The organism is Brevibacillus borstelensis, from assembly GCF_036700025.1.
GTDB classification, from domain to species: domain Bacteria; phylum Bacillota; class Bacilli; order Brevibacillales; family Brevibacillaceae; genus Brevibacillus; species Brevibacillus borstelensis.
The window spans coordinates 3977291-3990057 of record NZ_CP144922.1 but is presented as its reverse complement, the minus strand read 5'-3'; the positions used below and the strand labels follow the sequence as shown (position 1 = coordinate 3990057).

13 protein-coding genes and 1 pseudogene are annotated in these 12767 nt (G+C 52.2%); 11 read left to right on the top strand and 3 right to left on the bottom strand.

Features of this window, described 5'->3' with window-relative positions; all coding sequences use genetic code 11:
• Positions 1 to 8 precede the first annotated feature (8 nt).
• Genes V5G20_RS19250 through V5G20_RS19240 form a run of 3 tightly spaced genes read left to right on the top strand, consistent with a single transcriptional unit; the run spans position 9 to position 2552 of the window.
• Positions 9 to 596, top strand: a complete 588-nt coding sequence (locus tag V5G20_RS19250; protein ID WP_003387602.1) for a Spo0B domain-containing protein — start codon at positions 9 to 11, stop codon at positions 594 to 596.
• Between the two features lie 10 nt (positions 597 to 606).
• On the top strand, positions 607 to 1884 hold the full coding sequence (gene obgE, locus V5G20_RS19245; protein WP_024983973.1) for a GTPase ObgE: 1278 nt from the start codon (positions 607 to 609) through the stop codon (positions 1882 to 1884).
• A gap of 8 nt (positions 1885 to 1892) precedes the next feature.
• Positions 1893 to 2552: a PilZ domain-containing protein gene (locus V5G20_RS19240; RefSeq protein WP_003387600.1), complete on the top strand. Its 660-nt coding sequence runs from the start codon at positions 1893 to 1895 to the stop codon at positions 2550 to 2552.
• Positions 2553 to 2719: 167 nt separating this feature from the next.
• Here the strand turns inward: V5G20_RS19240 and V5G20_RS19235 are convergent, their stop codons facing one another.
• The gene (locus V5G20_RS19235; protein WP_170208321.1) at positions 2720 to 2872 is read right to left on the bottom strand and encodes a hypothetical protein; all 153 of its coding nucleotides are present in this window, start codon (positions 2870 to 2872) and stop codon (positions 2720 to 2722) included.
• Positions 2873 to 3057: 185 nt separating this feature from the next.
• Between V5G20_RS19235 and V5G20_RS19230 the strand changes: the two genes are divergently transcribed.
• The 6 genes and pseudogenes from V5G20_RS19230 to V5G20_RS27155 all read left to right on the top strand — a co-directional run.
• Positions 3058 to 3501, top strand: coding sequence for an ACT domain-containing protein (locus tag V5G20_RS19230; RefSeq protein WP_003387599.1), 444 nt, complete (start codon positions 3058 to 3060; stop codon positions 3499 to 3501).
• 25 nt (positions 3502 to 3526) lie between these two features.
• Positions 3527 to 4825, top strand: coding sequence for a homoserine dehydrogenase (locus V5G20_RS19225; protein WP_338461820.1), 1299 nt, complete (start codon positions 3527 to 3529; stop codon positions 4823 to 4825).
• Positions 4826 to 4827: 2 nt separating this feature from the next.
• Entirely contained in the window at positions 4828 to 5925 is a 1098-nt protein-coding gene (gene thrC / locus V5G20_RS19220; protein WP_172920373.1) for a threonine synthase, read from the top strand.
• The gene (gene thrB, locus V5G20_RS19215) at positions 5922 to 6857 is read left to right on the top strand and encodes a homoserine kinase (protein WP_003387596.1); all 936 of its coding nucleotides are present in this window, start codon (positions 5922 to 5924) and stop codon (positions 6855 to 6857) included. The genes thrC and thrB overlap by 4 nt, the downstream gene beginning before the upstream one ends.
• A 20-nt stretch (positions 6858 to 6877) precedes the next feature.
• Positions 6878 to 7738: a prephenate dehydratase gene (pheA, locus tag V5G20_RS19210; RefSeq protein WP_003387595.1), complete on the top strand. Its 861-nt coding sequence runs from the start codon at positions 6878 to 6880 to the stop codon at positions 7736 to 7738.
• 94 nt (positions 7739 to 7832) lie between these two features.
• Positions 7833 to 7952, top strand: a pseudogene (locus V5G20_RS27155) (LysM peptidoglycan-binding domain-containing protein); the annotation flags it as partial.
• Between the two features lie 46 nt (positions 7953 to 7998).
• On the opposite strand, the gene V5G20_RS19205 reads toward V5G20_RS27155, so the two are convergent.
• Complete coding sequence (locus tag V5G20_RS19205) at positions 7999 to 8322, bottom strand: hypothetical protein (protein WP_338461816.1); 324 nt, start codon at positions 8320 to 8322, stop codon at positions 7999 to 8001.
• Positions 8323 to 8354: 32 nt separating this feature from the next.
• Between V5G20_RS19205 and V5G20_RS19200 the strand changes: the two genes are divergently transcribed.
• A complete protein-coding gene (locus V5G20_RS19200; protein ID WP_227277853.1) occupies positions 8355 to 9623 on the top strand; it encodes a hypothetical protein in 1269 nt (422 codons plus the stop codon).
• A complete protein-coding gene (locus V5G20_RS19195; RefSeq protein ID WP_003387593.1) occupies positions 9604 to 10662 on the top strand; it encodes a phosphotransferase in 1059 nt (352 codons plus the stop codon). Before V5G20_RS19200 ends, V5G20_RS19195 begins: the two co-directional genes overlap by 20 nt.
• Before the next feature lie 70 nt (positions 10663 to 10732).
• Here the strand turns inward: V5G20_RS19195 and V5G20_RS19190 are convergent, their stop codons facing one another.
• Positions 10733 to 12721 (bottom strand): bifunctional 2',3'-cyclic-nucleotide 2'-phosphodiesterase/3'-nucleotidase, encoded by a 1989-nt coding sequence (locus V5G20_RS19190; protein WP_003387592.1) that lies wholly within the window; start codon positions 12719 to 12721, stop codon positions 10733 to 10735.
• Positions 12722 to 12767: the final 46 nt, after the last annotated feature.

Sequence of the window (12767 nt, the reverse complement as noted above, 5' to 3'; positions counted from 1 at the left end):
TGGGAAAAATGATAGACGAGCGGAAGCTGTTTACAGAGCAAACAGACGAACTGCTGACCGTATTAAATCGGCAGCGTCATGACTGGCTGAATCATGTTCAGGTACTGCTTGGCTATCTGCGTTTGGGCCGCCCTGAGGAAGGGGAAGCATACCTGAAGCGCGTCTCTGAACTCGCGATGCAGGAAAGTATGCTGGCCCGGCTAAACAGCTCGATGTTGTCCGTCTTCTTCTTGACCTTTAACGCGCTGAACAAAGACATGCTCATGGAAGTGGACGTGTGCAGCCATGTAGATTTGGCGTTGACGGTCCTGGATGAAAAGGCTTTGTTTGACACGGTGTCAGGTATTGTATGTACAGTGAATAAGCATTTGGAAAAAAATATGTTCGAACCAGCCAGCATGCAAATATCCTTGTTTAAAGGCGAGCGGGGGATTCACTTCCGGTTCGATCTGGCAGGGAAAATTCGTGCATCCGGAATGGTCGAACTGGAAAAACTGGTACGTGAAGGAATGCAGGGCCCGGTGATCGTCACCGAATGGATACATACAGATGAGGATTGGATACTGGAGCTGGTAGTTCCGGTTGCGGAAGGATAGAGGTGACATCATGTTTGTCGATCAAGCGAAAGTGTTTGTAAAAGGGGGGGACGGTGGAAACGGAGCCGTCTCTTTCCGCCGGGAAAAATACGTGCCGCTCGGCGGACCGGCTGGCGGTGATGGAGGGCGTGGCGGTGACGTCGTCTTTGTCGTTGACGAAGGACTGCGTACACTGGTCGATTTCAAATACCAGCGGCATTTCAAGGCGCCGCGCGGCGAGCATGGCCGCAACAAGGCGCAGCATGGAGCTGGTGCCGAGGATTTGATCGTCCGTGTACCCCCGGGAACAACGGTGGTGGACGATGATACGGGAGAGGTCATTGCGGATCTGGTGGAGCACGGCCAAAGGGCTGTAATCGCCAAAGGAGGACGTGGAGGCCGCGGAAACATGCGTTTTTCTACGCCAGCCAATCCGGCACCGCATATCTCCGAAAACGGCGAACCGGGACAGGAACGCTACATTACGCTGGAACTAAAGGTAATGGCCGATGTCGGGCTGGTTGGGTACCCTTCTGTAGGGAAATCCACCCTGCTTTCTTCTGTGACGGCAGCGAAACCGAAAATTGCCGAATATCACTTCACGACCATTACGCCCAATTTGGGTGTCGTGGACTTGGGTGAACGCAGCTTTGTCATGGCCGATTTGCCCGGTCTGATTGAAGGAGCCCACCAGGGTGTGGGACTAGGCCATCAATTCCTGCGGCATGTCGAGCGTACCCGATTGATCGTTCATGTCATTGACATGGCCGGAGTGGACGGCAGGGACCCTTATGAGGATTACATTCAGATCAACAAGGAATTAAAGCTGTACAACCTGCGGCTGGAAGAGCGTCATCAGATCGTCGCAGCGAACAAGATGGATTTGCCAGAGGCAAAGGAAAACCTGAAGCGCTTCAAGGAAAAACTTCCTGATGTGACAGTTTTCGAAATCTCGGCAGCCACTCGTCAAGGCGTTCGGGAATTGATGTACGCCGTGGCGGACTTGCTGGATACGCTGCCGGACAAGCTGACAGTCGAAGAGGTGGCAGAGGTCGAGGAGCGCGTCGTATTTCGTGCCGAGAAAGAACCTGATCCATTCTTCATTACCAAGGAAGAAGACGTATTTGTGGTCAGTGGAGAGAAAATCGAAAAGCTGGTGCGCATGACGAACCTGAACAGCTATGATTCGGTACAGCGTTTTGCCCGCATGATGCGGAATATGGGTGTTGATGACGCTTTGCGCAAGCATGGGGCGCGGGATAAAGATACCGTTCGGATCGGAGATTTTGAGTTTGAATTCGTGGAGTGATGAATGGTATGGCTGACGTAGTTTCCCTGGCGTCTTTTCTCGCTGACAATCGATTGCATCGCGGTGCCGTCCTGCAGATGATCCTTGCCAAGCAGCCGCAAGGGTCTCTGACAGTGATGGTCGAGCACGTTCAAGCAGGATACCTTATTGTGTCTTATTCGCAGGAAAAAGAGCAGCGCCCGCCGCTTGTCGGCTCCCGGGTTCGACTGCGCTGGGAAACAGATGCGACCGTTACTTCGCTGGATCTGGAAGTCATTCAGGAAGAGACAATCTGGCCGGTGAAAATGGCTCGACTGCTTCCGGTCGGGATTGAAATTTCCACAAAAGGTGAATTGAAATTACTCCAGCCCAACGTTACGGTAAAGATTCCGTATAAAGTAATGGGGGCCCGCCCTATCGAAGAGAAGGCAGAAGGGGTTCTGCTATACTTCTCACCTACCAGGCTCGTCATGAGTACGGAAGGATATGTCGCGGTCGGGGAGTTTCTGCACCTCTCCTTTGAGATCCCCTCGGTCAAGCAGGAGCTGGTGGCGATGGCCAAAGTCGTGGAAAAAACGTTTCAAGATGGAAAAGCCGTCGTGAAGCTGATCTTTACCGATATCGATGAAAAATACCACAAGGTCATTCGCGATTACTATCACCAACTGGCACAAACCGCTTCCTCCTGAGGAGCGGTATTTTTTTGAGCCGAAACCAAAGGGAATTACGCGTATAGCGGTCCTTTGTACATTTAGCCGCAGAGTCTTGCAAACCGTCATAGTGAAGAGAAAAGTATGCCCGGGACAAGGGCATACTTTTTTTGCGTTTAGATGATTTCGCTCAAGCGCTGTCTGTACTATCCATTGCCGCTCGGATCTTCTGTAATATGCGGCGATTGCGCCATCTTTTTCCCACGGAGGTTATCCCCGAATTGATCCAAGGAGCTTGGCTTGCCAGCGGGGTGGTTATTGCGACGTTCCGACTTGTCCGTTTTGCCTCGTCCTGCCATCCTGCTTCACCTCGCTTCGTACGTGATCCGTTTTAGTCTGCGCCAAGGGCCTAGTCTGCATGTACCTGTGAACCCGAGAACCGCTGGAATGAGAAAAATGTCGGATAAGGATTGTCAGATCAAAAGATATGGGCTATAATGTCCTCTATGTAAAAACAACTGTTTTTCTCAGGAGGACATAGCAAGTGAAGCGGGAAGAAAAGTTCTATCTGATACGGTCGGACATCCTGCCCGAGTCAATCGCCAAGACGATTGAAGCGAAAAAATTGCTGGATTCTGGCGAAGTCGATACGGTCAATGAGGCAGTAGAACGGGTCGGACTGAGCCGGAGCGCCTTTTACAAGTACAAGGACAGTATTTTTCCGTTCAACGCGATGATGAGTGAAAAAATTATGACGATCACCTTCGCGTTGGAGCACCGATCCGGCTTATTGTCAAAAGTCCTGCAATTCGTCGCAGACTTGGGCGGCAATGTACTGACGATTAACCAAACGATTCCGCTGCAGGGAATTGCCAATATCACCTTGTCCGTCGATATGGCGAACCTGAAGGTGCCGAGCACAGAGTTTCTGGAAGGGTTGCAAGAGATAAACGGCGTGCGAAGAGCGATGATTGTAGGTCGCGGATAAGTCGCCGAATTTGGGAGGAGTTCACATGGAGAAGCAAACGGTACGCGTAGGATTGATGGGGTTTGGAACGGTTGGAACAGGGGTAGTCCGGATTATTCAAGCCCACCAGGAGGATCTGCAAAAGCAGACTGGGCTTGGCATTGAAATCAGCAAAATTCTCGTGCAGAATGCGGAAAAATCCCGCAGCATCCCTTCGATGGAAAAAATCGTTACCACCGATGTTCACGATATATTGGATGACGAAGGCATTGATGTCGTGGTGGAAGTCATTGGCGGCATCTCGCAGGCTAAAGATTACATATTGGCTGCATTGGATCGTGGCAAGCACGTGGTCACGGCCAATAAGGATTTGATGGCGCTGCACGGAGGGGAAATCCTGCAAAAGGCTGAGGAAAAAGGCTGTGATGTCTTTTACGAAGCAAGCGTCGCGGGCGGCATTCCAATCTTGCGCGCATTGGTGGAAGGCTTCTCATCCGACCGAATTACCAAAATGATGGGAATTGTAAATGGAACGACGAATTACATCCTGAGCAAAATGAGCCAGGAAGGGGCCGATTACGCGGAAGTGCTCAAGGAGGCCCAAGCTTTGGGCTATGCGGAAGCAGACCCCACCTCCGATGTGGAAGGCTTTGACGCCGCCCGTAAAATGGCGATTTTGGCAACGCTCGGCTTCCGCGTTCCGATGAAGCTCGAAGACGTAGATGTAAAAGGGATCAGCCGCGTATCCAAAGAGGACATCGCCTACGGAAAAAAACTCGGCTACGAGGTGAAATTGCTCGGTTTGGCCCGTCGCGACGGAGAAGCCATCGAAGTAAGCGTACAGCCTACCATGGTGGCCAAAAGTCATCCGCTGGCATCGGTAAACGGTGTGTTCAACGCGGTTTACGTGCACGGGGAAGCGGTAGGCGAGACGATGTTTTACGGACCGGGTGCAGGCGAGCTGCCGACGGCAACAGCGGTAGTTTCCGACCTCGTGACAGTGGTGAAGAACATGAAGCTCGGTGTAAACGGCTGCGGCATGGTAGCTCCATACAAGGAGAAAATCCTGAAGGAAGACAGTCAAAAGCTGTCCAAGTACTTCCTCCGCATGGTAGTGGCAGACAAGCGGGGTGTACTTGCTCAGATCACACAGCTTTTAGCGGAGAAAAATATATCTCTCGAGCAAGTCGTTCAGCAGCCGTACAACAACGGTCAGCAGGCTGAAATCATCCTGGTGACTCACTCGGCGGCCAAAGGCGACATGGACGCGGTACTCACCTACATGGAAGAAATGGACATCGTTCATGAAATCAAAAGCTGCTACCGGGTAGAGGGAGGAGAATAAACATGGACCAGGCACCATCACCGAACATGATCAAACGGCACACCGGCATCCTGGAGAGGTACCGCAGCTTTTTGCCAGTGACGGAAAACACCCCGCTGATCAGTCTTCACGAGGGAAGCACGCCGCTCATTCATGCACCGAACCTGAGCGAGAGACTGGCCGTTGAGCTTCACTTTAAGTATGAAGGTCTCAATCCTACAGGCTCATTCAAGGATCGGGGCATGGTCATGGCAGTAGCCAAGGCTGTAGAAGAAGGCAGCCGCACCATCATGTGTGCTTCCACGGGAAATACGTCTGCCGCTGCCGCTGCTTATGCAGCCCGCGCTGGACTTCGCTGCATCGTATTGATACCAAATGGCAATATCGCCCTCGGAAAGCTGGCTCAGGCCATCGCGTATGGGGCGGAGGTTATCGCGATCGACGGCAACTTTGACGAAGCTCTGCAAATCGTCCGCGAAATTACCGCGTCAGAGCCGATTACGCTGGTGAACTCCGTCAATCCGTACCGGATCGAAGGACAAAAAACCGCGGCGTTTGAAATATGCGACGCGTTGGGAAAAGCGCCGGACATTCTCGCTATCCCTGTCGGGAATGCAGGAAATATAACCGCCTACTGGAAAGGCTTCAAAGAATATCGTGATTTCGGCTTGATCGACAGCCTGCCAAACATGTACGGTTTTCAAGCGGCCGGAGCGGCTCCGCTCGTACTGGGGGAAACCGTATCCAATCCGGAAACCATCGCTACGGCCATCCGTATCGGCAACCCGGCGAGCAAGGAAGGAGCGCTGCAGGCCGTTTCCGAGTCAAACGGTCTGGTGGACAGCGTGACGGACGACGAGATTCTGGAAGCGTACCAAATGCTGGCCAAGCATGAAGGCATCTTTTGCGAACCGGCTTCGGCTGCGTCGCTCGCGGGTATCATCAAGCTGCGCAGGCAAGGGAAGCTGTCGGATGGCGCACAGATTGCCTGTGTCTTGACCGGAAACGGTTTGAAGGATCCCAACATTGCTTTGAAGCTGGTCGGCGAAGAGCCGCGGTCGATCCCGGCCACCCGTGAAGCGGTGATGTCGTTCATTGCCGAGAAAGCAGGGATGGCATGATGGAAAGTCGTTCGCAAGTTCGGGTGAATGTACCCGCGAGTACGGCCAATATGGGCCCAGGCTTTGATACGATCGGCATGGCCTTTCAATTGTACTCCTCGGTGGAAATAGCGGTAGCTGAGACGACCGCAATCGAACTGATCGGACCTGAAATGCAAGGGCTGCCTGCCGACAAGAGCAATCTGCTGTATGAAGTAGCTGCCGGGCTGTTTCGCGAAGCAGGACAGTCCGCCCCGGAGCTGTATATCCGGGCCGCGAGCGATGCTCCGTTGACCAGGGGCTTAGGGAGCAGTGCGGCAGCCATCGCTGGTGCACTGGTGGCTGCCAACCACCTTTTAGGCGAGCCGTATACGCGTGACGAGCTGTTCCGGATGGGGACTTTGCTGGAGGGACACCCGGACAATATAGGGGCGTCTTTGTTTGGCGGAGTGGTAGTTGCTACCATGCCTGAAGAGAAGCATCAAGCCATTCCGTATGTTCGGCTCGATCCGCCCGACGAGCTCAAAACGTTGGCGATCATCCCGGATTTTCCGCTCTCCACGGAAAAAGCGCGAAATGTCCTACCCCAGATGTACAGCAAGCAGGATGTCATATATAATGTTGGTCATAGCAGTTTGCTTGTGGCCGCATTGGCGCAAGGCAGACTTGACCTGTTGAGCCAGGCGATGAAGGATCGGATGCATCAGCCTTATCGCGCCGAACTGGTACCCGGCTTGTCTGAAATACTGGAAGGAGCGGCTGAAAGCGGTGCTCTGGGTGCTACTCTTAGCGGTGCCGGCCCCACTATCCTCTGCTTTTATCAAACAGAGGAGGATTTGCACAACCTCAGCGGATTTATAGAATCTGTCATGAGCAAACATGGCGTTTCTTATCGAGCGATGCAGCTGAAACCGGATAAGCATGGCGCACAGGTGGTATTCGAAGAGAGATAAATACGGATAGGAGTACTGCCATGGAGAAGAAACTTGCTTTTCTTGGGCCGCACGGAACCTTCAGCGAGGAAGCCGCGTTGGCATTGACCGCCGGGCTGCAGATTCAACGTCTGCCGTATCCAAGCATTATTGACGTGATCGTCGCTGTTGACAAAGGCGAAGTCGACTACGGTGTCGTTCCGATTGAAAACACGATTGAGGGCACCGTGAATACAGCATTGGACTGGTTGATTCACGAAGTGGACCTGCCGATCATGGGGGAGCTGGCGCTGCCTATTTCCCAGCATCTATTGGTAGCCAAGCGGGAAGAGCAGCTGGAATTGTCCGCAATTGAACGAATATTGTCACACCCGCATGCGATCGCCCAATGCCATAATTTTATTCGGGAGCATCTGCCCCAGGCTGTGATCGAGTATACGAACAGCACGGCAAAAGCTGCGCAGACTGTCAGTGAGCATCCGGAAGAGCCATGGGCTGCGATTGGAACCCGTTTAAATCCGGAAATTTACCCACTTTCTTTCGCGTGGCAGGAGATTCAAGACTATTCCAACAACTATACCCGATTCCTGCTCATCGGCAAAGAGCCGTTGGATCTTCCCTCCTCCTCCAAAGAGAAGACTACCATCCTGGTGACACTGCCAGAGGATTTTCCCGGAGCGCTTTATCAGGTTTTGGCTGCCTTTGCGTGGCGCAAGATCAACTTGTCAAAGATTGAATCGCGTCCGACGAAAAAAGGGTTGGGCAGCTACTATTTTGTAATCGATATCGAACAAAAAATGGATGATGTGCTGCTGCCTGGAGCCTTTGCAGAAATTGAGGCGCTGGGCTGTCAAGTCAGACAGCTTGGCACGTATCCGTTTTACATGTACAAAGCCACCTGAGCAGGTGGCTTTTTTATTGTCCAAAAACCGGGTGACAAAGATGGGCGTCAACCCTTTTTTAACCGGGTGAGCAAAACGCCCATGGGTGCATACCATGGTAGGGAGTTTCCGAGAGGGAGGAGAAACAGTGAGAATCCATGTAGTTCAAAAAGGCGATACCATGTGGAAAATCGCAAAAAAATATGGAGTGGACTTTAAAGAACTGCTTCGCCTGAACAGTCAAATTAAAAATCCCGATCTCATCTACCCCGGCTTGAGGGTTAAAATTCCGTCAATGGGGATTCCAGTCCGTCCGCAGCAAAGCAGACCATTTTCATCAAGTGAATCTCCTCAGGCAAGTGAAAGTCAAATCTTTGGGGAAACGGAATCTCCCCGGGTAAAAGAGCGCCCGATCCAGCAGCCAGCCGAATCTCCCCTGGTAAAGGAACGGCCAATCCAAGAGCAAAAGGAGGCTCCGCTGCCGCAGCCAGCACCGCAGCCAGCACCACAGCCAGCACCGCAGCCAGCACCGCAGCCAGCGCCGCAACCAGCGCCGCAACCAGCACCGCAGCCGGTGCCGGAAGTGCCGGAGCGGATTGAGACACGCCCGATGGAGCCCTCGGAGGAAGAGCCGGAGATGGAAGAGGATATACCTGAGGACATTGATATTGAATCGGAAGAAGACTTTGACAGGGAAGAAAGCATGGAGATCGAATCCGAGATCGAAACACCTCAGGCACTCCCCTTTATCCCAGATAATAATATGCCACCTGCCCTCCCGCCACTGCCGCCTGCACAGCCTCGTCCGCCGCAGCGAGTCTCACCATTGGCCGAAGCTCCTGTCCTTCCACGTCCGATCATGCCGCCTACGCCGAAAAAGACCAGTCCACTGCCAACACCTAGGCCGAAGACGCAGGTAAGCCCGCTGCAGCAGCCCGAGCCGAAGACACAAGTGAGTCCGTTGCAGCAGCCGGAGCCGAAGACACAAGTGAGTCCGCTGCAACCGCCGCTGCCGAGGACACAAGCAAGTCCATTGCAGCCGCCGCTGCCGAAGACACAGGTAAGACCAGTGCAGCCGCCAATGCCGAGGACACAAGTCAGCCCGCTGCAGCCGACCGTGCCGCCGACACTAAAAGGCCAACAGCAGCCGTTCCGTCCCACTCCAAGAAGACCAATGCAACCGCCAACCCAGGTGAGCCCAGCGATACCACAGCAGCCTTACTACCCATATCAGCCGCCGCAGCCTTACCATGATTTTGTGAGACCATGCCCGCCGTGCGGCCAGCCACCGATTATCCCAATGCCGCAAGTGCAGGCAGAGGTACTCCCGGAAATGATGCCGTTTTGTCCACCCATGCCGTATCCGAATATGATGCCGCCAATGATCCCGCATGTAATGCCAGACTTTATGCCGAATATGATGCCAGATGCGATGCCAGACTTTATGCCGAATATGATGCCAGATGCGATGCCAGACTTTATGCCGAATATGATGCCAAATGCGATGCCAGACTTTATGCCGAATATGATGCCACATACGATGCCGGACTTCATGCCGAATATGATGCCACACGCAATGCCGGACTTTATGCCGGACCACTTGCCGAACATGATGCCGCCTGCTTACCCTTATTATCACTCGCCAGAGGAACCGTATGGAAGTTATCCCCGTTCTCGTAAACAGAGAAGAAGAAGAACGTATGTTGAATCCTCTTCCAGCTCATCTGGTCACAGAAGACGCAGGGGGGAGAGTCATCACATAACGCCCGATTCCGATGATTGCGGCCGCGGATACCAGCATATAGCTTACCAAGAGTCATATCCAGATTCCAAAGAGAAGCCGGCTCTCCCAGCACCGGAAGTGTGGCCTGATTGGGAAACGGGATATGACGAATCTTCTTCCTGATTCCCCGGACATGAACAAATCCATTGTTCCGTCTCTTGAAAAAGCATTCCGCTGCCGTATTTACGGGGTAAAACCTCGTCGGAACGTGAATTACCTGAAAACGGATCGGGGCCATTGGATTTTGAAAGGGTATAAACAGCGAGAGAAAGCAGAGTGGGTGACAAAGCTTTCAGAGATACTCCGGGATAAAGGATTTACCCATACCGTTAAGTACGTGTCTGACTATGAGGGAGAAAAGATTTTTCCCTTTCAGGGGAAGTACTATACGATTATGAATATGATCGATGGACGTGAATCGGATAACGCTTCTCTTTCCGATGTCAAGAGAGCGGCGATGACCCTCGCCAGATTTCACCAGGCCGCTCGTGATTTTCCGCTGGCGGAGCCATTTCCGTTTGATGGAAAGCCAGCGCTGATCGATAAATGGGAAAGCAGACTGGAGCATTTCGAAAAGATCACCTGGCATATCGAGCAGAAAGAACCGCAAAATCGGCTCGAACAGCTGATTTCAGAAATGGCGGAAGATGCAATTCGCGAAGGGCGAGGCACTCTCCAGGCTGCTTACAAATTGCCGCTGACAGCGGAGCTCTACGCGTCTATGGAACAAGGCACGCTAGCACACCGGGATGTGGCCAGCCACAATTTTTTGCTGACTCCCCGCGGCAGCTGCTACTTAATCGACCTCGATACAGTCGGGCAGGATATGCAGCTTGTTGACCTCGTCCAATTCATGGGGAGAATGCTGCTTCTTCAAGAATACCGAATGTCTTCCTTTATTGAAGCGATTGAGGCCTACTGCCGCATTCAGTATTTGAGCGACACGCAAATCTGGATGATCCACCAGCTGCTCGGTTACCCGGACAACTTGCTGCGTGAAGTAACGGGTGTTTACGGCAATCGCCCAGGTTATCATGTACGAGGAGTACTGCAGTTGGTACAGATGGAAGCCAGACTCCGCGAGGCGCGTCAAAGCTTCCTGCAATCGGGGGAACATCTCTTCCGTCATTCTCCATGGGGGGAGTATCATTTTGTCGGGTAAAGAAAAAAGCTGATGGTCTATGCCATCAGCTTTTTTCATGTCGAAGGTGCCGTATAAAAGCCGCTCCTGCTTATTTGGAACCTGCTTTGGAAAGATCGATGCTGAACTTCGCAAATCCGCTTTCCAAGGTGTTCAGGTATTTCAGATGAGGCATTTTTTCCGCGAATGGTTTTGCATCCGGAGAGGTGGTAAAGGTTACGTTTACCTTTTCTTTCACCGGAGCGAAGGACCAGTTGTTGTCCGCAGCCGGGTTGATTTCTTTTTGGCTAAGGATATAGTCGATCACGATTTGACGGTTTTCGTCAGGAGAGTCGATGACAATGGTGGTACCATCAGCGCCCGGGAATTTCCCGCCGTTATTCGCGCGGTAGTTGTTGGTGACGATGATGAATTTATCCTCCGGTTTGACTGGCTTTCCTTCGTATTGCAGGTTTTTAATGCGGTTTGCATTCGGATTGACCACTTTTCCTTCAAGGTCGAACTTGGACGGCTGGGTTACATCGATTTGATAGGTTACGCCGTCGATCACATCAAAGTTGTAAGTCGGGAATGCTTCATTGATGAGCGGTTGCTCTTCTGTTTTCTTCACGTCAATCTGGTTGAACTGACCGGCGGAGCGCTCCAGCCAATCCTTCAATTGGGCACCGTTGACCAGTACGCCTTTCAGCGTGTTCGGATAAATGTACAGGTCGGACACGTTTTTGATCGCGATCGTACCAGCAGGGATGTTCGTGTAGTAAGCGGCTCCGTTGCGGCCGCCTGCTTTAAACGGTGCACCCGCAGACAGGACAGGGATGTTTTCGTATTCCGTTCCTTTGATATTTTTCTCTACGAACCATTTCTGTGCATTGGTCACGATCTGGATGGACGGATCATCCTGTACCAAAGCGAAATAGCTGAAGATGGGGGAGGTTGTGGTACCTACCGAAGAGCGCACCCATGCGACCGTGTGATCGTGATCTTCCTTCACCGCTTCGACGATCTTCTGGTCTGCATCAGCAAGCGATTTTTTCTCTGTTTTGTCATAGATAGGCACCGCTTTGGTAGTAGCTTCAGCTACAGTCCATTTGCCATTTTCCTTTTTCAACGTGAGATCGATCACACCGAGATGGCTGCCCCAGAATCCGGGCATGACTGCCGGTTTTCCGTTGATCAGCCCTTTTTCGTTGTCTACGCCAGGGATGTTTTCAAAGCCGGCTCCCGGGAATACAGAGTGGGAGTGGCCGAACAGAACGGCGTCAATGCCGTCTACTTTGGTCAATTGGTAGCTGGCGTTCTCCAGGTCAGGGCCCGCTTCTACCGGTCCGATGCCCGAGTGAGGGATCGCGACGATCAGATCGGCACCCTTTTTCTTCATTTCCGGAACAAATTTTTTCGCAGTTTCCACGATGTCCTTGGCAATCACTTTGCCTTGCAGGTTCTCTTTATCCCAGTTCATGATTTGCGGAGGCACGAAACCGATCACGCCGACCTTGAGCTTCACGTCTTTGCCGGCCTCATCCTTGAAGGTGCGGTCCAGGATCAGGTAAGGCGTAAAGTAGTTTTTGTCGTTGTCAGGATTTTTGTCCTTGTCATCTACGTAAACGTTTGCATTTACATACGGGAATTTGGAGCCCTTCAGGCTGCGCTGGAGGTGTTCAAGCCCGAAGTTGAACTCATGGTTTCCGATATTCCCCGCATCGTAGTTCAACAGATTCATGGCTTTGTATACAGGGTGGGTTTGTCCATCTTTCAGCGGCTCAATCTTGGCTACATAATCACCAAGAGGATTGCCCTGGATCAGGTCGCCGTTGTCGAAAAGCATGGAGTTCTTTGCTTCGTCACGAGCTGCTTTGATCAGTGTTGCGGTTTTTGCCAGTCCGAATTCATCCGTCAGCTTGTCCTGGTAGTAGTCGTAGTTGACGATGTTGGTATGAAGGTCAGTCGTTTCCAGGAGACGCAGTTTAAGCGTAGCTTCCGCATTTGCGCTTACCGTATTGTACGGGAAGGACAGTACGCCGACAGCTAGAGATGCAGTCAGTAAACAACCGACAAGCTTGCCTGTGCTCACCTTTTTCATAAATTAGCATTCCTCCATTAATAAAGAAAAATATGACAATCACAGC

Coding starts and splice junctions, on each gene's coding strand:
- thrC (WP_172920373.1), top strand. CDS start 4,828: ATGGACCAGGCACCATCACCGAACATGATCAAACGGCACACCGGCATC.
- V5G20_RS19200 (WP_227277853.1), top strand. CDS start 8,355: ATGGAAGAGGATATACCTGAGGACATTGATATTGAATCGGAAGAAGAC.
- V5G20_RS19195 (WP_003387593.1), top strand. CDS start 9,604: ATGACGAATCTTCTTCCTGATTCCCCGGACATGAACAAATCCATTGTT.
- V5G20_RS19190 (WP_003387592.1), bottom strand. CDS start 12,721: ATGAAAAAGGTGAGCACAGGCAAGCTTGTCGGTTGTTTACTGACTGCA.
- V5G20_RS19235 (WP_170208321.1), bottom strand. CDS start 2,872: ATGGCAGGACGAGGCAAAACGGACAAGTCGGAACGTCGCAATAACCAC.
- obgE (WP_024983973.1), top strand. CDS start 607: ATGTTTGTCGATCAAGCGAAAGTGTTTGTAAAAGGGGGGGACGGTGGA.
- V5G20_RS19225 (WP_338461820.1), top strand. CDS start 3,527: ATGGAGAAGCAAACGGTACGCGTAGGATTGATGGGGTTTGGAACGGTT.
- pheA (WP_003387595.1), top strand. CDS start 6,878: ATGGAGAAGAAACTTGCTTTTCTTGGGCCGCACGGAACCTTCAGCGAG.
- V5G20_RS19240 (WP_003387600.1), top strand. CDS start 1,893: ATGGCTGACGTAGTTTCCCTGGCGTCTTTTCTCGCTGACAATCGATTG.
- V5G20_RS19250 (WP_003387602.1), top strand. CDS start 9: ATGATAGACGAGCGGAAGCTGTTTACAGAGCAAACAGACGAACTGCTG.
- thrB (WP_003387596.1), top strand. CDS start 5,922: ATGATGGAAAGTCGTTCGCAAGTTCGGGTGAATGTACCCGCGAGTACG.